Source organism: Segeticoccus rhizosphaerae, assembly GCF_005222685.1.
Taxonomy (GTDB): Bacteria; Actinomycetota; Actinomycetes; order Actinomycetales; family Dermatophilaceae; genus Segeticoccus; species Segeticoccus rhizosphaerae.
On sequence record NZ_SWMA01000003.1, the window covers coordinates 1 to 20,944 of the forward strand.

Consider the following 20,944-nt stretch of genomic DNA (forward strand, 5'->3'; position numbering starts at 1 on the left):
CCTGCAATGCCGATGAAGTGGAGGCTGGTCCATGGGCACTCCTGATAGCGCCCCCTCGGCGCCACTCCTGCGGGGCCGTCCGCCGCCGCGCAGACCGGCCGCACCCGCGACCCGGCCGGGGTGGCCCCGCGCCGGGCGGGCTGGCTGGTCGCCCCCTACCTGTACCTGCTGGGGGTGGCACTCGCGGTCCTGCTGGTGCCCCCGTCCCGGGACTGGGTGGACCGTCACCTGGTGCTGGCTCTGGACTTTCCCGGCACGACCACCTCCGTGGGCTGGCACTCACCCGCGGTGGCCGACTACACCCCGCTGCGGCTGCTGTCCCACCCCGGCACCTACCTGCTGCTGGCCTGCGGACTGGGCTACCTGACCTACCGCGTGGTCGGGCTGTGGCATCGCCGGCCGGCCAGGGAACTGGCTCGCGCGTGGTTCGACTCGGTGCAGTCCTCCGCGGTCAGCATCGTGTCACTGGCCTGCGTGACCACCCTGCTGATCGAGGCGGGGATGGTCTCGGTCCTCGCCCGGGGCGTCGTCTCCGCGACCGGCTCGGCCTATCCCGGTCTGTCCGCCCTGATCGGTGGCCTCGGGTCCTTCCTGACCGGCTCCACCACCTCCTCCAACGCCCTGTTCTCGGCGCTGCAGGCCCAGTCGGCCGACCTGCTGCACCTGCCCCAACCCGTGCTCCTGGCCGCACAGACAGCCGGAGCCAACGTGGGCAACAGCGTGGCGCCGGTGATCGTGCTGATCGGCATCGGCGCCGTCGGCGGCGGGGTCCGACCCCCCGAAGTGGTCAAGACCGTCCTACTCGGCTCCTCCGTCCTCCTGGCCACCGTGACAGCCATGACCCTGCTGCTCATCGCCCTCGGCTGAACCGGGCGCCCTCAGACCCGAGCGGACGTGGGTACGAGGTCGCGCAGCAGCGGGGCCTGCAACCTGGCCCAGGGGGAGATGGCGCTGCCCGGGTCGGCGGCCTCGTCTAGGAAGCGGTCCCAGGGCCACCACTGGTGAGCCGCAACCTCGTCGGCGCGCGGACGAGGCTCTCCCGCCAATCGGCAGACGAAGACCGGGCACAGCTCGTTCTCCACGATCCCGGCGTATTCGGCCGTGTAGGAGAAGTCCGGCAGCACGAGGTGCAGGTCGGTCGGGACCAGCGCCAGCTCGTGGTCCAGCCGCCGCCTGACCGCCTCCGCGAGCTCCTCGCCGGGCGCGGGGTGCCCGCAGCACGTGTTGGTCCAGAATCCGGGAAAGGTTCGCTTGTCCAGGGCGCGCTGGGTGACGAGCAGTCGTCCGTCCGCGTCGAATCCGTAACAGGAGAAGGCGAGGTGGCGCGGTGTGTCTGCACCGTGCACGCCGATCTTGTCGGCGGTGCCGACCGGCTGCCCGGCGTCGTCGACCAGCACCACCTGCTCGGCACACTGATCCATGGCCCCACCATGCCACGCACCCGGCGGCCCCGCTCGTGATGCCTGTGGTCGCGCTCCTCGGCGGCGGGTCGCTCCGCTCCATCCTCGCCGCTCGTCGTCGCCGCTCGTGATGCCTGTGGTCGCGCCGCCTGCTCAGGCCGGGCGGAGCACCGCGACGAGGAAGCTGGAGTCGTCGGCCAGCGGCCGCAGGTCCCAGCTCGAGAGCAGGAGGTCGGGGACCAGTCCGGCTCGCTCCGCGTCGGCCAGGAACTCAGTGAAGTCGTAGCCGCGCCCTGCGCCGAACCCGATGACGGCCCGGCCGTCGGCACACAGGTGGGCTCGCATCCGCTCCAGCACGGCGCCGCGGGTGCTCGGTGCGAGGAACGTCATGACGTTGCCTGCCGACACGATCACGTCGAAGGGCTCGTCCACACCGGCCGACGGCAGGTCCAGCTCGGCCAGGTCCCCCACCATCCAGCGAGGCCCTGGGTGGTCCTCCTCCGCGGCAGCGACCAGCACGGGGTCGACGTCGACGCCCACCACGTGGTGACCCGCCCGGGCGAGTGCGCCCCCGACCCGCCCCGGCCCGCACCCCGCGTCCAGGATCCGCGAACCGCGCGTCGCCATCGCGTCCACCAGCCGGGCCTCGCCGTCCAGGTCCTGACCGGCGGCAGCCATGGCGCGGAACCGCTCGACATACCACTTCGAGTGGTTCGGGTCGGCCTCCACCTGCTGCATCCACGCGCTCTTGTCCACCATGGCGGCATTGTCACCCACGAGCCCCCCGCCGAGAGCTGCAGGGCGTGGCCACCACTGCCGCACGTGCCCCTTGCCATGCCGCCCAGGCACGTCAGGCGCGTATGCCGTGCGACGCCACGTTGTCCCCGCGGCGCCGTCACACGGCGTGGGCGACCATCAGCACCGGTGCAAGGAGTCCGGCGGAGGTGGCCTCGATGTTGTGGTGGATGCGGGCCATGAACGCGGCACCGAAGACGGCCTCCGGCCCGATCCGTGGGCCGTCGCCCGCTGGGGGAGGGCCGGAGGCCTGGGCGGTGCGGTCCTGCGTGTCGTCGATGGCGAACCCGGCAGCGGTGAGGTGCTCGGCATACTCCTGCGACGACTCCACGAAGGAGCTGTCCTCCGCGTCGGCCCACGGCATGGGAAACGGGAGCGGTCCGTCGGCCACCCGCATCTGGTCGTAGAGGGCGAACCGGCCGCCGTCCACCAGCACCCGCCTCACCTCCGCGAAGACCGCCCGCTTGTCAGGCACGTTCATGCCCACGTGGATCATCATGGCCCGGTCGAAGGAGCCGTCCGGGAAGGGCAGGCGGTCCGCGGTCGACGTCGTGAACCGCACCAACTCGGACAGCCCCACGAGCTTGGTCAGCTCCGTTGCGGTGCTGACGAACTCCGGGGTGAGGTCCGCGCCCGTGACCTGGCACGCACACGCCACGGCGGCCGCCCGGGCGGGGCCCCCGATGCCGCTGCCGACGTCCAGCAGACGCGACCCCGCGTCGAGGTCGAGCGCGTCGAGCAGGTGCTGGGTCGCGGGGAGGAAACCCGCGTGCAACTGGTCGACGGCCGCGAGGTCGGCGGTCGCGAGGGGATCGACGGTGACCCCCGCCTCCGACAGCGCGCGAAGGATGCTCGAGGTCAGCTCGGCCCGGCCGTAGTGTTCTCTGACGATGTCGCGGACGTCCATGGCGCGCCTCCTGATCCGAAGGTAGCGCCGGCGCGGCACCTGCGCTGCCGCCTTGAACGAAGTGCCTGACCCGATCTCGGGACCAGCCCTCACCGAGCGGAGGCCTCAGCGGCGCCGGCCCGCAGCCGTGGACACGTCAGGCGTGCCCGACGAGGTCGGTCTCCAGGGCCTCTGCATCGTCCGGAGTGGGCGCCGCACGCAGTGCCACTGCCACGAACCCGGCCACCACCATGACGATCCCGACCACCCACAGGCCCAGCTTCTCGCTGCCGGTCAGGTCGGTGAGCCAGCCGGTGATGTAGGGGCCGAGGAAGCCGGCCGTGTTGCCGATCGAGTTGATCAGCGCGATACCCGCGGCTGCCGCGGCGCCGGACAGGAACATCGTCGGCAGCGGCCAGAACGTCGGCAGCGCCGCACAGATACCCATGGTGCAGATCGTCACCGCGATCATGGCGGTGAACGGCGAGCTCAGGTAGAGCGCGACGGGGATCGCGATCCCCCCGACGATGGCGGGTATGGCGACGTGCCAGACGCGTTCGCGGGTGCGGTCACCATGCCGCGACCACAGGACCATCGCCACGCAGCCGAAGGCGTAGGGGATCGCGACGATCAGGCCCTGCTGGAAGACGCTGAAGTCCGTGTGGTAGGTCTCCTTGAACCCGGCGATGATCGTCGGGAGGAAGAAGCCCACGGCATACAGGCCGTAGACGATGCCGAAGTAGACGAAGGCGAGCGCCCAGATGCGTGGCTGGAGCAGCGCCTTCTTGATCGGGTAGTGGTAGCGCCGTGCGGTCGCTTCGTGCTCGGTGTCCATCTCGTGCTGCAGCCAGGCGCGTTCGTCGTGCGCGAGCCACTTCGCGTCCTTGGGACGGTCGGTGAGGTAGAACCAGCAGACGACACCGATGAGGATCGCCGGCACACCCTCGACGAGGAACATGAAGCGCCAGCCGTCGAGACCCCACAGGACCTGGTGTCCAGACGAGATCAGCCACGCGGACAGCGGGGACCCGATGACCGACGACAGCGGCACCGCGACCATGAACAGCGCAACAGCCTTGGCGCGCTGACGTTTCGGGAACCAGAAGGTCAGGTAGAGGATGATGCCGGGGAAGAACCCCGCCTCGGCGATGCCGAGCAGGAACCGCAGCGCATACATCGTGCCGGCGTTGGGCACGAAGGCCATCGCCGACGCCACGATGCCCCAGCTGACCATGATCCTCGCGATCCAGCGCCGAGCGCCGAACTTGTGCAGCGCCAGGTTGCTGGGGACCTCGAGGATCAGGTAGCCGATGAAGAACAGTCCGGACGCGAGACCGAACGCAGCCTTGCTGAAGCCGAGGGCCTCGTTCATGCCGTGCGGCGCAGCGAAGCTGATGTTGGTCCGGTCGAGGTAGTTGATGAAGTAGAGCAGCCCGAGGAACGGCGAGAGGCGCCACGCGACCTTGCGCATCACCCGCCCCCGCATCGCGTCGTCGTGGGCGGCGAGGTCTGGCACGAAAAGCTCCTCTGGTGGTGGCGGGTGGTTGCGGACCGGACGCGGTGGTCCGCTCAGGTGCGGGTGGTCCCCCTGGTGCGGCGACGTCCGGCGGCCGGCGCCCCACATCTCTACGCCCGCACCCTCGGGGATGTCCAGAGTGAGGTCGTCGATTCCTGACATCTGAGACGCCACGTACCATCGGGGCCGTGACGACACCAGAGACCGGCCTCGCCCTGCTGCCCTTCCGCGCCACCCGGTATGCCGGGTCCGACCACCTCGGTGACCGGCTGTCCCCTCCCTACGACGTCATCTCGGAGGCAGACCGGGAGGACCTCGTGGGAGCCAGCGACACCAGCGCCGTGCGGCTGATTCTGCCGGCGGAGGCGGAGGGTGAGCTCGCGGACGGCGACGCCTACGCCGGGGCTCGAGCGCTGATGGACGGGTGGGTCCACGACGGCGTGCTGGCGGTCGATGCCGAGCCGGCGCTCTACGTCTACGAGATGACCGCCGGCGACGCGGTCACCCGGGGTCTGCTCGGCGCGGTGGAGCTGCACGATCCCGAGGACGGGGTGATCCTTCCCCACGAGAACACCATGGCCGGCCCGGTGGCCGACCGGCTCGCGCTGATGGAGGCGACCGAGGCCAACCTCGAGCCGATCTACCTGGTCTACGACGGGGGTGGCGCGGCCTCCGAGCTGGTCGCGTCGGTCGGCGACCAGGTCCCGCTCGCCGAGGCCCAGACCCCCGACGGCACGATCCACCGGCTCTGGGCGGTCACCGACCCCAAGGCGCACGCAGCCGTCGCCGACGACCTGGCCGCCCGCCGGGCGGTCATCGCCGACGGGCACCACCGCTACGCGACCTACCGCAAGCTGCAGGCCGAGCACGACGGCGAGCCGGGCCCGTGGGACCTGGGGTTGACGCTGCTGGTGGACACCACGGCATACGGACCGCAGGTGCACCCCATCCACCGGGTGGTGGCGATCGGCTTCGACGCGGCGGTCGAGGCGGTGCGGGCGCACGCGAAGGTCGGCGAACCGGTGCAGGTCGGGGAGGCTGCGCGGCAGGTGGCCGAGGCCGGCGGCTTCGCCGTGGCGCTGGCGCAGGGCGACCGGGCCGTCGTGGTCTGCGACCTCGACCGGGAGCTCGTGTCGGACACACTCGGTGACGTGGCCGACTCCGCGCTCGGCCGGCTCGACGTGACGGTCGTCCACCGGGTTCTGGTCGAGCGGCTGTGGGGGCTGGCGGACACGGAGGAGTCGGTCGGCTACGCCCACGACGTCCAGGACGCGCTGGAGGCGGCGGGCAGCGACCGCACCGCCGTGCTGTTGCGGCCCACCCCCGTCGAGGACCTCGGCGAGGTTGCTCGCGCGGGGGAGCGGATGCCGCGCAAGTCCACCTTGTTCACGCCGAAACCTGCCTCGGGCATGGTGATCCGCCGCTTCGCCGACCAGGGCTGAGCCGCGACCACCCGCACCGTGTGAGGACTTGTGGTGCGGAACGGTGGCGGGGCCGCAGTCAGGGACCTTGCAGCAGAGGACGTTCGGCGGTAATCGCGTGTCGCTCGCCGGCGACGAAGACCGCTCCGGCAACGACGACGAACGCCACGGCCCACGCCACCGCTCCGGAGGCCATGCTGCGATCCTTCCCGGGGCGGCGATATCAGGCCAACGAATTGTTGCGGGAGGAGGGCGGGTGCCGCGCCGTCTTGGGACCCTTGTCCTCCAACGGTGGCAGGCCAACGGCTCAGCCGTGCGGGGCCGGGTGGGGCGTGCGGGGGAGCCGGACCTCCACGCGCAGGCCCGGGTGGTCCCCGCGTGGTGAGGCCGCGGAACCGGCGTCGGCCAGGGTGACGGTGCCGCCGAGCCGCGCCACGAGCTCCCGCACGATGGCCAGACCGAGCCCGCTACCTCCGGCGTCTCGATCGCGCGCATCGTCGAGCCGGGCGAACCGCTCGAAGACCCGTTCGCGCTGTGCAGGCGGGATGCCCGGCCCGTCGTCCGACACGATGAGGAGCACGCGCCCAGGCTTCGCACCGCATGCCAGCGACACCTGCGAATCGGCATGTCGCACGGCGTTGTCCACGAGGTTGGTGAGCACCCGTCGGAGGTGCTCGGGGTCGGCGGTGACGGTCAGCGGTTCGCCACCGCGCCAGGCCGTGCCGGGAGCACGCCCGGCGCGGTCACCGGCCGGTTCGTCGAACCCCTCCCGACAGGAGACCGCGACCCGGACCCGCGCACCGGCATAACGGCCGACCACCTCGTCCAGCAGCTCTCGCACGTCCACCGGCCAGAGGCGCGCAGGAGCTGCGGTGGGACGTTCGAGGCGGGCGAGCAGCAGCAGGTCCTCCACGAGCCCGGACAACCGACTCACGTCCGCGAGCAGGTCCTCGGGCAGGTCGCCGGCCTCACCGAGGTGCTGGGCGACCTCGAGCTGGGTCCGCATGCTGGCCAGCGGGCTGCGCAGCTCGTGCGCCGCATCCGCGACGAAGTCACGCTGGCGTTCCCGTGCGGCCGAGAGCCGGTCGAGCATGCGGTTGAGCGTGACTGCCAGTGCTGCGATCTCGTCGGTGGAGGCGCCCACCGGCAGACGCTCGTCCCGCCCCTCGCCGCTGATCGACTCGGCCCCGGCCCGCAGCTCCTCGACCGGCCGCAGCGTCCGGCCGATGACCCACCACGAGATGATCCCGAGCGCAGCCAGCAGCACCGGGTACGTCAGCAGCAGCGTCCCACCGAGCACGGCCTGTGCCCGCTCGTAGTCGGCCGCCTGCACGGCGACGATCACGGTCGACTGGTCGGGCGTGCGGTCCGACGGCGCGGTCACGGGCAGCGCCACGACCCGCAGGTGACCGGTGCTGCCGACCCGCCGGCCCGGCACCGTCAGATGACTCCCGTTCCGGGCCTGCGCGAGCTCGTCGGGACGCAACAGCGACGTGAGCCGGTCGGCGCTCGCCGACGCACCGAGCACCCGGTCCTGCCCGTCGACCACCTGCACCAGCTGTGCCCCGGAGACGGGGAGGGGGTCGGGGATGCTGCCACCTCGCACCAGCACCGCGACGTCGTTCGCGGTGTTCGAGGCCCGGTCGTCCAGGGCGCGCTGCCCCGCGAGGTTGAGCACGGCATACAGCGCCAGGCTGCCGATGGCGAGCGCCACCGCGACGCAGGCCACACTGATCAGCAGGAGCCGCCACCGCAGGCTGACCCCCCGCCGCACGGTCGAGGTCACCGTCCCAGCACGTAACCGGCGCCGCGGACCGTGGTGATGACCTGCTTGCCCAGCTTGCGCCGCAGGTAGCCGACGTAGACCTCGACGGTGTTCGGTGCGACGTCCTCCGAGGCCTCCCACCCGTGGTCGAGCAGCTCGGTCTTGCTCACGACCCGGCCCGGGTTGCGCAGGAGGTACTCGAGCAGGGAGTACTCGCGGGGCGTGAGCGCGACCGGTTCGTCGTTGACCCGCACCTCGCGCAGGGCGGGGTCGAGTCGCACGTCGCCGGCCGTGAGGACCGCGGGCCGCGCCGGAGTGCCGCGCCGCAGCAGCGCGCGCAGCCGAGCGAGCAGCACCACGAAGGAGAACGGCTTGGTCAGGTAGTCGTCGGCGCCGTAGTCGAGCCCGTCGGCCTGGTCGTACTCGCCGTCCTTGGCCGACAGCATCAGCACCGGCACCCACACCTCGCGCTCACGCAGCAGCCGGACGACGTCGTAGCCCGACCGTCCCGGCAGCATGATGTCGAGGATCACGGCGTCGTAGTCGCCGTAGAGGGCCTGGTTCAGTCCGGTGTTCCCGTCTCCCGCGACGTCCACCGTGAATCCCTCGGCCACCAGGCCCCGCCGAAGCGCAGCCGCGAGCCGTGCCTCGTCCTCGACCACCAGCACGCGCATGGGGTCAGCCTGCCACGGCGAGGGCTCACAGGTTCTCAGTGATCTCACAGGGCCCACCCGGCACCATGGGGTCATGACGATCTTCACCACGCACCCCACACTGCGTTGGTCCGCACCGGTGGCCGCCGCCGTCCTGCTCGGCGGCGGAGGTATGGCGCTGCGCAGCGCCTCCGCGACCGGCGCCGCGGACCTGCAGCCCCTCACGGCCAAGCAGCTGCTCGTCAAGGTGCAGCAGGCAAGGGTTGAAGGGCTCTCCGGCACGATCGTGGAGAACGCCGACCTGGGACTGCCGGCCCTGCCCATCTCCGGTGGTGGCAGCGGCAGCTCGAAGCTCTCGTCACTGCTCTCGGGCAGCCACACGATGCGGGTCTGGACGGACGGCTCGGAACGGATCCGGTTGTCGCTGCTCGGGACCCTGGGCGAGTCGGACGTCATCCGCAACGGCAACGACGTGTGGCTCTGGTCGAGCGCCGACCACTCGGCCACCCACCTCACCCTTCCCGACCGCGGCGGCGCGCCGGGCGGCGGGCACATGCGCATGCCCGCCCCCTCGGGGATGGCCATGACGCCGCAGCAGCTCGCCACCCACTTCCTGTCCGCGGTGAAGCCGTCGACCAAGGTCACCACCAACAACACCACCACGGTGGCCGGCCGATCGGCATACGAGCTGGTCCTCTCGCCGCGCAGCAGCGGATCGCTGATCAGCTCGGTGCGCATCGCGGTCGACGGCACGACGCACGTGCCGCTGCGGGTGCAGGTCCTCTCGACCAAGGCCACCAAGCCCGCGTTCGAGGTCGCCTTCAGCTCGGTCGACTTCGGCAAGCCGGATGCGGCGCAGTTCCGGTTCAACCCGCCTCCCGGCACCAAGGTCGAGCGACAGAGGTTGTCCGGCCTGACCATGCGCGGTATGCCGGGTGGTCACGCCGCTTCTCACCCCAACCCCATGGCGCAGCTCAAGAAGGGTGCCGTGGGCAAGCACGGCGCCGCGACCATGCCGGGAGCCCGGCCGCAGATCGTGGGGAGCGGCTGGACCTCGGTGGTCAAGGTGCCGATGTCGTCGCAGATGCTGAAGGGCCTCGGTGGCTCGCACGGCGCGAAGGGCCCCGGGCCCGGCGGTGAGTCGATCTCGGCCGCGCAGTTCCTGCGCAACCTGCCGCACGTCAACGGGGCGTGGGGCTCCGGTCGGCTGCTGCAGAGCAACGTCGTCAGCGCCCTGCTGACCGATTCCGGCACCCTCTACGTCGGGGCGGTCACCCCGAAGGTGCTCTACGCCGCGGCAGGGAAGTGACCGACGACCTCGCGGTCGCGACGGCGCGCCTGACCAAACGGTTCGGCTCGCAGACCGCGGTCGACGCGATCGACCTCGCCGTCCCGCGGGGCGCGGTCTACGGCTTCCTCGGACCGAACGGGTCCGGCAAGACGACAACGATCCGGATGCTGCTCGGCCTGGTCACCCCCGACAGCGGCGATCGCCGGCTGCTCGGGGGCAGCATGCCCGGGGCCGCCGGCGAGGTGTTGCCGCGGGTGGGGGCCCTCATCGAGGGCCCGGCGTTCCACCCCTACCTGTCCGGCCGGGCCAATCTGGCGCGCGTCGACGCCGCCGACCGGACCGCGCCGCCGCGGTCGGCCTCGAGCCGGATCGACGCGGCGCTGGACCGGGTCGGGCTGCTGAACGCCGCCGGCAAGCGCTTCCGTGCCTACTCCCTCGGCATGCGGCAACGCCTCGCCATCGCGGCCGCCCTGCTGATGCCCCGTGAGCTGCTGGTGCTGGACGAGCCCACCAACGGCCTGGACCCCCAGGGCACCCGCGAGGTGCGCCACCTGGTGGCGGGGCTCGCGGCCGAGGGGTCCACGGTCCTGGTCTCGAGCCACCTGCTGTCCGAGGTCGACCAGATGTGCACGCACGTCGGTGTCATGCACGTCGGCAAGCTGGTGGCCCAGGGCAGCGTCGACGAGCTGCGCGGCGGCGGGGCCGCCCGCGTGAGGGTGCGCACCTCCCGCCCGGGCCCTGCCGCAGAGGTGCTTGCCGAGCTCGGCCTCGAGGCGGTGCGCACGGAGCGAGACGGGGTCACGGCCGACCTGCTCGGAGTGGACGCCGAGAAGGTCGTGCCGGCGCTGGTCCACGCCGGTGTGCCGGTGCTCGGCTTCGCGGTGGAGACACCGAGCCTGGAGGACTTCTACGTGTCCCTCACGGGGGAGGGCTTCGATGTCAGCGGTTGACCTCCCGGTGCGGGACCGGCCAGGAGCCGCCGCGGCGGACTGGCGGTTCCTGCGCTCCGAGCTGCGCCTCATCTTCGGTCGTCGGCGCAACCAGGCCGGGCTGGTCCTGCTGGCGGCGGTGCCGATCCTGATCGCGATCGCCATCAAGGTGTCCTTCGCCAAGCCCGGACCGGACGCGCCGACCTTCTTCTCCTCGATCGTCTCGAACGGGCTCTTCGTCTCGCTCGCCGCCCTCACCATCGAGATGGGCCTGTTCCTGCCGCTGTCGGTGAGCGTGATCGCCGGCGACTCCGTGGCGGGCGAGGCCAACATCGGCACCCTGCGCTACCTGTTGGCCGTCCCGGTCCACCGGACCAGGCTGCTCGCCGTCAAGTACGTCGCCGTCGTGATCTTCTGTGTCGCCGCAACGGTGCTCGTGGCGGTCGTCGGCGCCTTGATCGGCCTGGTCCTGTTCGGCGGGGGAGACGTGACCCTGCTCAGCGGCACGCAGGTCGGCCTTGGGGCGGGCGTGGGGCGGATGCTGCTCGCAGCGCTCTACCTCGCCCTGTCCCTGGCCGGGCTGGCCGCCATCGGTCTGTTCCTGTCGACCCTCACCGAGCAGCCGATCGGCGCCGCGATCGCCACCTTGTTCACCAGTTTCAGCATGGTCATCCTCGACTCCATCCCGCAGGTGTCGTGGATCCACCCCTACCTGCTGACCCACTACGCCACCAACTTCGGCGACCTCTTCCGCGACCCGATCGGCTGGGGCAACCTGGGCGAGGGCGCATTCGTGGCCGTCGTCTACATCGCGGTGTTCTGGACGGCTGCGTGGGCGCGGTTTGCCGGCAAGGACGTCACCTCCTGACGAGCCCGCATATGCCTCCGCCGACGAGTTGGGATGCAGATCGCGCTTTTCCATTGCCACACTTGACGGGGCCTCCTACGGTGTTGCCATGTCCACGGGCAGACAGCTCGGGGACCACACGGCGCGCCGCGGGCGACGTGCTGGGACGGGTGAGGCGCGATGACCGAGATGGTGCGAACGCAGTCGGTGGAGATGCCCGACGGGCGCGTGGAGACCCAGCTTGGAGCTGACCTCGTCGAGGGCGGCTACCACAACGAGGACCTTGCGCCCGTCCAACTGCCGCAACGCACCTGGTCGACCTACAACTACATGGCGCTGTGGATCGGCATGTCGCACAACCTGGCGACGTGGGCCCTCGCCGCCGGCCTGATCGCGCTCGGCATGAGCTGGGTGCAGGCGATCCTGGTCATCGCGGTCGCCAACCTCGTGGTGCTGGTGCCGATGCTGCTCAACGCGCACGCCGGCACCAAGTACGGCATACCGTTCCCCGTGTTCCTGCGGTCGATCTACGGCGTGCGCGGCGCCAACTTCGGGGCCCTGCTGCGTGCGATCATCGCCTGCGGCTGGTTCGGCATCCAGACCTGGCTCGGCGGCTCGGGCGTCGCGGTGGTGCTGGGCAAGGTCTTCGGCGACTGGTGGAAGAACGCCGGCATGGTGGCCGGTGAGCCGTGGACCATGTGGGTGTCCTTCGCCATCTTCTGGATCCTGCAGATGCTGCTCATCTGGAAGGGCATGGACGCGATCCGCAGGTTCGAGAACTGGGCCGGGCCGGCCGTGCTCGTCGTCGCGGTGCTGATGCTCGTGTGGATGGCCTACAAGGTGGGCGGGTTCGGACCGCTGCTCGACCAGCCGTCCCAGCTCGGCTGGGGCGCCGACTTCTGGAAGGTCTTCTTCCCGAGCCTGATGGGGATGATCGCCTTCTGGGCCACCATGTCGCTGTCGATCCCCGACTTCACCCGCTTCGCCAAGTCGCAGAAGGGACAGATGATCGGCCAGGGCCTCGGGCTGCCGATCACGATGACCTTCTTCTCGGTCCTCGCGGTGCTCATCACCTCCGGAGGCATCGCCCTCTACGGCGAGGCGATCTGGGACCCCAACCAGCTGATCGGCAAGTTCGACAACATCGTCGTCGTCCTCTTCGGCGTCCTCACGGTGCTGGTGGCCACCCTCGCGGTCAACGTCGCGGCCAATGTCGTGTCGCCGTCATACGACTTCGCCAACGTCTTCCCCAAGGTGATCAACCGACGGGTCGGCGGCATCCTGACCGGCATCATCGGCATCGTCATCATGCCGTGGAAGCTGCTGGAGAGCGCCGACACCTACATCTTCGTCTGGCTCGACTTCTACGGCGGCCTGTTCGGCGCCGTCGCGGGCGTGATGATCGCCGACTACTGGGTGATCAAGCGGCGCCGGATCGACGTGTCCGAGCTCTACCGCCGCGGCGGGCGTTACTGGTACACGGGCGGCTGGAACTGGCGCGCCATGGTCGCCACCGTGGTCGGCATGATCATCGGGGTCGGCGGCGCCTACTCCACGGTCGACGCCAAGGGGGTTAAGGCCGGCCCTTTCCCGGCCGACGGCTACATCCCGTTCCTGAAGGTCTTCTGGCACTACAACTGGGTCGCCGGGTTCGCGGTGGCCTTCATCCTCTACCTCATCCTGTGCCGGCTCGCGCCGGACCCGGCGGCCGACGTCGTCGTGCAGCACGACCAGGATCCTGCTTTGCTGACCGACCCGGAGCCCGCGCTGGCCGCGGCCGGCGTCGCCCCCGGCGAGGGGGACACGCTGAGGCGCGACCCTTCCGACCCCGAGACCGAGACAGACATCGACGGACAACGACCAAGGAGCTCGAGATGACGGTGGTACGTGCAGCACTGGTGCAGGCGGAGTGGACCGGTGACAAGGAGTCCATGATCAAGGCGCACGAGCAGTATGCCCGGGACGCCGCCGCGGACGGCGCGCAGGTGATCTGCTTCCAGGAGCTCTTCTACGGGCCCTACTTCTGCCAGGTGCAGGACAAGAAGTTCTACGAGTATGCCGAGTCGATCCCCGGGCCGACCACCGAACGTTTCCAGGCGCTCGCCAAGGAGCTCGGCATGGTGATGGTCCTGCCGATGTACGAGCAGGAGCAGCCCGGGTTCCTCTACAACACGGCGGCCGTCCTCGACGCCGACGGCTCCTACCTCGGCAAGTTCCGCAAGCAGCACCTGCCCCACCTGCCCGGGTTCTGGGAGAAGTTCTACTTCCGTCCCGGCAACGGCGGCTACCCCGTGTTCGACACCGCGGTCGGCAAGGTCGGGGTCTACATCTGCTACGACCGGCACTTCCCGGAGGGGTGGCGAGCCCTGGGGCTCAACGGCGCGCAGATCGTCTTCAACCCGTCGGCCACCTCGCGGAGCCTGTCGCAGTACCTGTGGGAGATCGAGCAACCGGCCGCCGCGGTCGCCAACGAGTACTACGTCGGCGCGATCAACCGGGTCGGCGTGGAGGACCTCGGCGACAACGACTTCTACGGCGAGTCCTACTTCGTGGACCCGAAGGGCAAGTACGTGGGCGAGAAGGGCGACACCCACAAGCCGGAGGTCGTCGTGCGCGACCTCGACATGGACCTGCTCGAGGAGGTCCGCAACACCTGGGCGTTCTACCGCGACCGCCGCCCCGACGCCTACGACGACCTCGTCCGTCCCTGACCGAACCCCTCGCGAACCGCTCGACGGAAGGAGCCCACATGATGCACCCCACGAAGTTCTCCGCTCGCAGACTCGCTCCGATACTTCGCGGGGGCCCCACATGACCACCCTGATCCGGGGAGGCACCGTGGTCAGCACGACCGGACGGACAAAGGCCGACGTCCTCATCGACGGTGAGCGGATCGTCGCGCTGGTGGCGCCCGGCGACACCTCCCTGGGCGCGGACCTGGCCGGGTCCGCCGAGGTGGTGATCGAGGCGGAGGGCAAGTACGTCATCCCCGGCGGGGTGGACGGCCACACCCACATGGAGATGCCGTTCGGCGGCACCCAGGCCAGCGACACCTTCGAGACCGGCACGCGGGCGGCGGCGTGGGGTGGCACGACCACGATCGTGGACTTCGTCGTGCAGAAGACCGGTGAGCGGGTGCAGGACAGTCTGGCGACCTGGCACGACAAGGCCGCGGGCGACTGCGCAATCGACTACGGGTTCCACCAGATCCTCGGTGGGGTCGACGAGGACTCCCTCAAGGCGATGGACGAGCTGGTCGGCGAGGGCATCACCAGCTTCAAGCTGTTCATGGCCTACCCCGGCGTGTTCTACTCCGACGACGGGCAGATCCTGCGGGCCATGCAGCGTGCCTCGGACAACGGGTCGCTGATCATGATGCACGCCGAGAACGGCACCGCCATCGACGTGCTCGTCGCCCAGGCGCTCGCGAGGGGCGAGACCGACCCGATCGACCACGGGCGCACCCGCCCGTGGGAGACCGAGGAGGAGGCCACCCACCGGGCGATCATGTTGGCTCGCATCGCCGGGGCGCCGCTCTACATCGTGCACATGTCGGCCAAGCAGGCCGTGGCCACGTTGGCCGCAGCGCGGGGCGAGGGCCTCAACGTCTTCGGGGAGACCTGCCCGCAGTACCTCTACCTCTCCCTCGAGGAACAGCTCGGCGCACCAGGCTTCGAGGGCGCGAAGTGGGTCTGCTCGACGCCGCTGCGCTCACGGGCCGAGGGTCACCAGGACGAGATCTGGCGACACCTGCGCACCGGCGACCTGTCGGTGGTCAGCACCGACCACTGCCCGTTCTGCATGAAGGAGCAGAAGGAGCTCGGCCTCGGTGACTTCTCCAAGATCCCCAACGGGATCGGCAGCGTCGAGCACCGGCTCGACCTGCTCTACCAGGGTGTCGTCGACGGCAAGATCTCGCTCGAGCGGTGGGTCGAGCTGTGCTCCACCACGCCGGCGCGGATGTTCGGGCTCTACGGTCGCAAGGGGGTCATCGCGCCCGGCGCTGACGCCGACGTCGTGGTCTACGACCCGCACGGTCACACCAGCATCGGTGTGGGCAAGACCCACCACATGAACATGGACTACTCGGCGTGGGAGGGCTTCGAGATCGAGGGCAAGGTCGACACCGTGCTGTCGCGCGGTTCGGTGGTGATCAGCGACGGCGACTACCACGGCACCAAGGGCCACGGGAAGTTCCTGCGTCGCGAGCTCTGCCAGAACCTCATCTGAGCGAATCCGTCGTGTCAGGCGATCTCGCTGACTCCAAAAGGCAAGGGAGACAATGGACTTCGGAGTAGTGCTCCAATGCAACCCACCGGCGGCGCGGGTGGTCGAGCTGACCCGGCAGGCAGAGCTCTACGGCTTCAGCCACGCCTGGACCTTCGACTCACCGCTGTTGTGGGAGGAGCCCTACGTCATCTTCAGCGCGATGCTCGCTGCGACCCGGAGCATCACCGTCGGGCCCATGGTCACGAACCCGGTGACCCGTGACATCACGGTGACCGCGGCGAGCTACGCCACGCTCAACGAGATGTACGGCAACCGCACCGTCTGCGGCATCGGCAGGGGCGACTCCGCGGTGCGGGTCACTGGCGGCCGCCCGTCGACCGTCGCGGAGCTGAGCGCTGCGATCCCGGTCATCCGGGGCCTCGCCGGCGGGCAGGAGGTCGAGTATGGCGGCAGTCACCTCCGGCTGTCCTGGGCCCCGCGGTCGCGGACCCCGGTGTGGGTCGCGGCCTACGGCCCGAAGGTGCTCGCGGTGGCCGGCGAGACGGCGGACGGCTACATCCTCCAGCTCGCGGACCCCACGATCGCGCAGTGGAGCATCGAAGCGGTCCGCAAGGCCGCGGTCGACGCCGGACGTGACGCCGACGACGTGACCATCTGCGTGGCGGCGCCTGCCTACGTCACCGACGGCAGCCCCGAGCAGCAGGCGCACGCCTACGAGCAGTGCCGGTGGTTCGGCGGGATGGTCGGCAACCACGTCGCAGACATCGTGGCGCGCTACGGAGTCGACGGCGTCGCGGTGCCCCGCGCACTCACCGACTACATCAAGGGCCGGGAGGACTACGACTACAACGAGCACGGGCGGGCGGGCAACACGCACACGGCGTTCGTGCCGGACGAGGTGGTCGACCGCTTCTGCCTCATCGGCCCGGTGGAGGAGCAGGTTGCCAGACTGCGGCACCTGCAGGACCTCGGGGTGGACCAGTTTGCGATCTACCTGCAGCACGATGCCCAGGACGAGGTCCTGCGGGCCTACGGGCAGAAGGTCATTCCCGCCATGGCGGAGCGCCCGCTGTCGCGATCGTGACCGCCCGCCGCCCACATCCAGGTGCGGTGTCCCGCCAGGTCACCACTCGTTGACCACCAGGTCGGCCCGGGCCCGCGTGGCAGCGACCAGCCGGCTGTTGGCCTCGTCGGTCCGCTCCACCCAGGAGGCCGCCTCGCGGGGCGACTTGCCGAACGCGACATGCCGGTCGACGAGCCTGCGGACGCGCTCGCGCTCCCCGAGCTCGACGTACCAGACCGCATCGAGCAGCTCGCGGACCGCGGGCCAGTCCCCCTCGGGCAGCAGCAGGTAGTTGCCCTCCGTCAACAGCAGCCGGGTGGACGGCGGGATCGCGATGGCCGCGGCGAGGGGCTGCTCGAGCTCCCGCTCGAACCCGGGGGCGTAGAGCACGCGCGGCTCGTCGGAGACGAAGCGTTGCAGCAGCGACAGGTAGCCACCGGCATCGAAGGTCTCCGGCGCGCCCTTGCGGTCACGCAGCCCAAGTCGCTCCAGCTGGACGTCGGCGAGGTGGAAGCCGTCCATCGGCACGTGCGCCACCCAGTCGCCGCGCCCGTATGCCGTGCCGCCGGCACCCTGCCCGGGCGCCGGCGGCGTGCGCAGCCGGGCCAGCAGCGCCTCGACCAGCGTGGTCTTGCCGACGCCCGGAGGACCCGTGATGCCGAGGACGCGGCGACCCGGACCGGAGCACAGCCGCCGGGCGCGCTCTGTCAGCTCGTCAAGGTCCACCGTGTCCTCCTCACCGGATGGTCGGGTGCAGCGGATCGGCCCGCTGTCCCGCACGATTGCACCAGATGACTGACACCTCGTCCACAGGCCGGCCGCGGCGCGGCGCGTCATTCGCGCAGCAGGCAGGTCGCAGTCGCCTCCCGGACAGGCCAGCGGTGGCATCATCGGCGCCATGACTGTTGCAAACGACGAGAGCATCGCCTACCCGGCCCCGGGCTCGCGCCCGTACGGCAACGGCAAGGAGAAGGTGCCGCCACACGTGGTCGTGCTCTTCGGCGCGACAGGGGACCTGGCCCGCCGCAAGCTCATTCCGGGGCTGGCCCACCTGACTCTGTCGGCCCTGGCACCGGAGGTGCGGGTGATCGGCTCGTCCCTCGAGGAGCTCGACGACGACTCCTTCCGGCAGTTCGCGAAGGCCGCGGTCGGCGAGTTCGGCGGCGACAAGGTGAGCCCGCAGCAGTGGGAGGACTTCGCGGCCCGGTTGCACTACGTGCCGCAGACGGCGGGCCCGGAGGCGCTCGCCAAGGCCGTCCGGCAGTGCGAGGAGGAGCTCGGCGAGGAGGTCATGCGGCTGCACTACCTCAGCGTCCCACCGAAGGCCGCCGAGGCGGTGATCGGGATGATCCGCTCCGCGGACCTGGTGGAGCGGTCACGCGTCGTGATGGAGAAGCCGTTCGGGACCGACCTCCAGAGCGCGATCGCGCTGAACGCGAGGATCCACGAGACCTTCACCGAGTCGCAGATCTTCCGCATCGACCACTTCCTGGGCAAGGAGGCGGCGCAGAACATCCTGGCCTTCAGGTTCGCCAACGGTCTGTTCGAGCCGATCTGGAACCGCAACTTCATCGACCACGTGCAGATCGACATCCCCGAGACGCTGGGCATGGAGGATCGGGCTGAGTTCTACGAGGCCACAGGGGCCTTCAAGGACATGGTGGTCACCCACCTGATGCAGGTCCTCGCGTTCGTGGCGATGGAGCCACCCACCGCGCTGGAGCCCCGGGCCATCATCGAGGAGAAGAACAAGGTCTTCCGTTCGCTGCTGCCGTTCGAGCCGGGGAACGTGGTGCGCGGGCAGTTCGAGGGCTACCGCGACCTCGACGGCGTGGCACCGGACTCCGACACCGAGACCTTCATCGCGCTGCGGTGCGGGTTGGACAACTGGCGCTGGGCGGGGGTGCCGTTCTACCTGAGGACGGGCAAACGGATGGCGGAGGGGCAGCGCATCATCTCGATCGCCTTCCGTGAGGCGCCACGATCGATGTTCCCTGTGGGCTCGGGTGTCGGCGCACAGGGCCCGGACCACCTGACCTTCGACCTCGCCGACGCCTCGAAGATGTCGCTGTCGTTCTACGGGAAGCGCCCCGGCCCGGGGATGCGGCTGGACAAGCTGAGCATGCAGTTCGCGACCACCGAGACCGAGCGCGCCGAGGACGTGCTCGAGGCCTACGAGCGGTTGATCCTGGACGCCATGCGGGACGACCACACCCTGTTCACCATGGCCGAGGGCATCGAGAGCCTCTGGGCACGCTCGGCGCCGTTGCTGGAGAACCCGCCGATCGTCAAGCCCTATCCGCAGGGCAGCTGGGGGCCCAACGCGATCCACCAGCTGATCGCCCCCAACGCCTGGCGACTGCCCTTCGAACGCGGCTGGCGCGAGAAGAGGTAGGCGCCCACCGGCGGGCGCCGGCGACAACGGGTCGTCGATGCGGGACGATGGGTCCACGTCCCCGAAAGGTAGGTAGCCATGAGCTCAGAGGTCCAGATCGACAACCCCGAGGTGCGAGCCACGCGCTGGACGCTGGCCCAGGGGGAGGAGACCGGGCAGCACCGGCACGAGTACGACTACGTCGTCGTGCCTCTCGCCGTGGCCCGGATGCAGGTCCACCACGCGGACGGGACCAAGACCACGAGTGAGCTCGCCACGGGAGAGTCCTACTACAAGCCGGCCGGCGCGGAGCACAACGTCCGCAACGAGGATGCGGAGGTGCTCGACTTCGTCGAGGTGGAGATCGTGCGCCCTCGGCCGCAGGCCTGACCCGCGGCCTCAGTGGCCGAGCAGGCGCCAGAAGGAGGCGGCGGCACGTGAGGGGCGACCCAGCGCGCGTTCGCTCCGGTCGGCGTAGGCGAACAGCGCGGTGCCGGCGTTGACCCCGAGCCACCGCAGCGGCTCGGGCTCCCAGTTGCGGCTCGTGCGGCCCACCCAGGGGAGAGTCGTGAGCTCGTCGTCGTCCCGGTGGATGAGGTGGGCGAGGGTGCGTCCGGCCAACGCCGCGGTCGCGACACCGTCGCCCACGTAGCCGCCGGCGTGCGCGAGCCCTGTCGAGGGATCGTGCGCCACCGAGGGATACCAGTCGCGCGGTATGCCCAGGTTGCCGCCCCAGGCGTGGGTGAACGGGGTGTCGGCCAATGGCGGGAACAGATCGCGCAGGATGTCGCGGAGCATGGCGTGCACCCTCTGGTCGCGGTCGAAGGACGGGGCGATCCTCGAGCCGAAATGGTATGGCGCACCCCGCCCGCCGAACGCGAGCCGGCCGTCCGCCGTGCGCTGGCCGTAGATGCGCAGGTGCCGCTTGTCGGAGAAGGTCGGACGGTCCTCGAGCCCGATCTGGTCCCAGATCGCCTGCGGCAACGGCGCGGTCGCGACCATCAACGAGTACATCGGCACGATCGCCCGGTGCTGGCGGGGAAGGTTCGGGGTGTAACCCTCGGTCGCCCTGACGACGTGCTCGGCCCGGACCGTGCCCCGCTCGGTGACCACCTGTCGTGGCTGGATCCCGGTGGCGCGGGTGCGCTCGTGGATCTTGACGCCCCGGGACTCCACGACCCGGGCGAGGCCACGCACCAGTTTCGCGGGATGGAGCGCCGCGCAGTGCGGCGTGAAGGTGCCACCCCTCGCGTCGCTGATCGCGGCCATCGCGTGGACCTCGTCGGCGCCGAGCAGCCGCATGTGGTTCTCGCCGAATCCCCAGCTGCGCCAGCCGGCCACCTCGTCGCGCGCGCGGGCGAGCTGGGCCTGGTTGCGGGCGGCCGAGACGTAGCCACCGTGCGCGAAGTCGCAGTCGATGCCCTCCCTCGCGGCCACCTCACCGACCAGGGACACGGTGTCGTTCATCGCGCGCTGCATCCGGATCGCGGCCTCCCGGCCCGAGTCCTTCGCGATCCGGCGCAGCGTCGCGGGGAAGATGGCCGAGCACCAGCCGCCGTTGCGCCCGGACGCACCGAAACCGGCCACCTCGCTCTCGACCACCACGATGTCGAGCGACGGGTCGAGCTCGGTGAGCCAGTATGCCGTCCACAGTCCGGTGAACCCGGCGCCGACGATGGCGACGTCCGCCTCGACGTCACCCGGCAGCGGTGATCTCGGTGTCCAGGGGTCCGCGGCCGTGTCGTGCCAGAGGCTCAGGTCCTGGTAGGCCATG

Annotated in this window: 19 protein-coding genes; 11 read left to right on the plus strand and 8 right to left on the minus strand. The window is 70.4% G+C overall.

Annotated elements, in window-relative coordinates:
- Positions 1-120: 120 nt before the first annotated feature.
- Complete coding sequence (locus tag FCN22_RS02890; RefSeq protein WP_137120045.1) at positions 121-867, plus strand: L-lactate permease; 747 nt, start codon at positions 121-123, stop codon at positions 865-867.
- 11 nt (positions 868-878) lie between these two features.
- On the opposite strand, the gene idi is transcribed toward FCN22_RS02890, so the two are convergent.
- From idi to FCN22_RS02910, 4 genes are all read right to left on the minus strand, one after another.
- Positions 879-1,421, minus strand: coding sequence for an isopentenyl-diphosphate Delta-isomerase (gene idi / locus FCN22_RS02895; protein ID WP_137120046.1), 543 nt, complete (start codon positions 1,419-1,421; stop codon positions 879-881).
- A 132-nt stretch (positions 1,422-1,553) separates the two neighbouring features.
- On the minus strand, positions 1,554-2,159 hold the full coding sequence (locus tag FCN22_RS02900) for a class I SAM-dependent methyltransferase (protein ID WP_137120047.1): 606 nt from the start codon (positions 2,157-2,159) through the stop codon (positions 1,554-1,556).
- A gap of 136 nt (positions 2,160-2,295) precedes the next feature.
- Positions 2,296-3,102 (minus strand): class I SAM-dependent methyltransferase, encoded by an 807-nt coding sequence (locus FCN22_RS02905; protein ID WP_137120048.1) that lies wholly within the window; start codon positions 3,100-3,102, stop codon positions 2,296-2,298.
- 136 nt (positions 3,103-3,238) lie between these two features.
- Entirely contained in the window at positions 3,239-4,597 is a 1,359-nt protein-coding gene (locus FCN22_RS02910) for an MFS transporter (RefSeq protein ID WP_238384478.1), read from the minus strand.
- Positions 4,598-4,785: 188 nt separating this feature from the next.
- Between FCN22_RS02910 and FCN22_RS02915 the strand changes: the two genes are divergently transcribed.
- The gene (locus FCN22_RS02915) at positions 4,786-6,039 is read left to right on the plus strand and encodes a DUF1015 family protein (RefSeq protein ID WP_202911363.1); all 1,254 of its coding nucleotides are present in this window, start codon (positions 4,786-4,788) and stop codon (positions 6,037-6,039) included.
- A gap of 286 nt (positions 6,040-6,325) precedes the next feature.
- On the opposite strand, the gene FCN22_RS02920 is transcribed toward FCN22_RS02915, so the two are convergent.
- On the minus strand, positions 6,326-7,804 hold the full coding sequence (locus tag FCN22_RS02920) for a sensor histidine kinase (protein ID WP_202911364.1): 1,479 nt from the start codon (positions 7,802-7,804) through the stop codon (positions 6,326-6,328).
- The gene (locus FCN22_RS02925) at positions 7,801-8,457 is read right to left on the minus strand and encodes a response regulator transcription factor (RefSeq protein ID WP_137120050.1); all 657 of its coding nucleotides are present in this window, start codon (positions 8,455-8,457) and stop codon (positions 7,801-7,803) included. Before FCN22_RS02925 ends, FCN22_RS02920 begins: the two co-directional genes overlap by 4 nt.
- Positions 8,458-8,530: 73 nt before the next feature.
- On the opposite strand from FCN22_RS02925, the gene FCN22_RS02930 reads away from it, so the two are divergent.
- The 7 genes from FCN22_RS02930 to FCN22_RS02960 all read left to right on the plus strand — a co-directional run bounded on the left by FCN22_RS02930 (position 8,531) and on the right by FCN22_RS02960 (position 16,817).
- On the plus strand, positions 8,531-9,745 hold the full coding sequence (locus FCN22_RS02930; protein ID WP_137120051.1) for a LolA family protein: 1,215 nt from the start codon (positions 8,531-8,533) through the stop codon (positions 9,743-9,745).
- Complete coding sequence (locus tag FCN22_RS02935) at positions 9,742-10,677, plus strand: ABC transporter ATP-binding protein (RefSeq protein WP_137120052.1); 936 nt, start codon at positions 9,742-9,744, stop codon at positions 10,675-10,677. Before FCN22_RS02930 ends, FCN22_RS02935 begins: the two co-directional genes overlap by 4 nt.
- Positions 10,664-11,524: an ABC transporter permease gene (locus FCN22_RS02940; RefSeq protein ID WP_137120053.1), complete on the plus strand. Its 861-nt coding sequence runs from the start codon at positions 10,664-10,666 to the stop codon at positions 11,522-11,524. Before FCN22_RS02935 ends, FCN22_RS02940 begins: the two co-directional genes overlap by 14 nt.
- A gap of 159 nt (positions 11,525-11,683) precedes the next feature.
- Positions 11,684-13,381: an NCS1 family nucleobase:cation symporter-1 gene (locus FCN22_RS02945; RefSeq protein WP_202911365.1), complete on the plus strand. Its 1,698-nt coding sequence runs from the start codon at positions 11,684-11,686 to the stop codon at positions 13,379-13,381.
- The gene (locus FCN22_RS02950; protein ID WP_137120054.1) at positions 13,378-14,214 is read left to right on the plus strand and encodes a nitrilase-related carbon-nitrogen hydrolase; all 837 of its coding nucleotides are present in this window, start codon (positions 13,378-13,380) and stop codon (positions 14,212-14,214) included. Before FCN22_RS02945 ends, FCN22_RS02950 begins: the two co-directional genes overlap by 4 nt.
- 100 nt (positions 14,215-14,314) lie before the next feature.
- Positions 14,315-15,733, plus strand: coding sequence for a dihydropyrimidinase (hydA, locus tag FCN22_RS02955; RefSeq protein ID WP_137120055.1), 1,419 nt, complete (start codon positions 14,315-14,317; stop codon positions 15,731-15,733).
- Between the two features lie 52 nt (positions 15,734-15,785).
- Entirely contained in the window at positions 15,786-16,817 is a 1,032-nt protein-coding gene (locus tag FCN22_RS02960) for a TIGR03842 family LLM class F420-dependent oxidoreductase (RefSeq protein WP_137120056.1), read from the plus strand.
- A gap of 39 nt (positions 16,818-16,856) precedes the next feature.
- Here the strand turns inward: FCN22_RS02960 and FCN22_RS02965 are convergent, their stop codons facing one another.
- The gene (locus FCN22_RS02965) at positions 16,857-17,522 is read right to left on the minus strand and encodes a nucleoside/nucleotide kinase family protein (RefSeq protein ID WP_137120057.1); all 666 of its coding nucleotides are present in this window, start codon (positions 17,520-17,522) and stop codon (positions 16,857-16,859) included.
- A 172-nt stretch (positions 17,523-17,694) separates the two neighbouring features.
- Here FCN22_RS02965 and zwf point away from each other — a divergent pair, with 172 nt between their 5' ends.
- Positions 17,695-19,191 (plus strand): glucose-6-phosphate dehydrogenase, encoded by a 1,497-nt coding sequence (zwf, locus tag FCN22_RS02970; protein ID WP_137120058.1) that lies wholly within the window; start codon positions 17,695-17,697, stop codon positions 19,189-19,191.
- Positions 19,192-19,269: 78 nt separating this feature from the next.
- Positions 19,270-19,560 (plus strand): cupin domain-containing protein, encoded by a 291-nt coding sequence (locus tag FCN22_RS02975; RefSeq protein WP_137120059.1) that lies wholly within the window; start codon positions 19,270-19,272, stop codon positions 19,558-19,560.
- Positions 19,561-19,569: 9 nt separating this feature from the next.
- Here the strand turns inward: FCN22_RS02975 and FCN22_RS02980 are convergent, their stop codons facing one another.
- Positions 19,570-20,943, minus strand: a complete 1,374-nt coding sequence (locus FCN22_RS02980) for an NAD(P)/FAD-dependent oxidoreductase (RefSeq protein ID WP_137120060.1) — start codon at positions 20,941-20,943, stop codon at positions 19,570-19,572.
- Position 20,944: the final 1 nt, after the last annotated feature.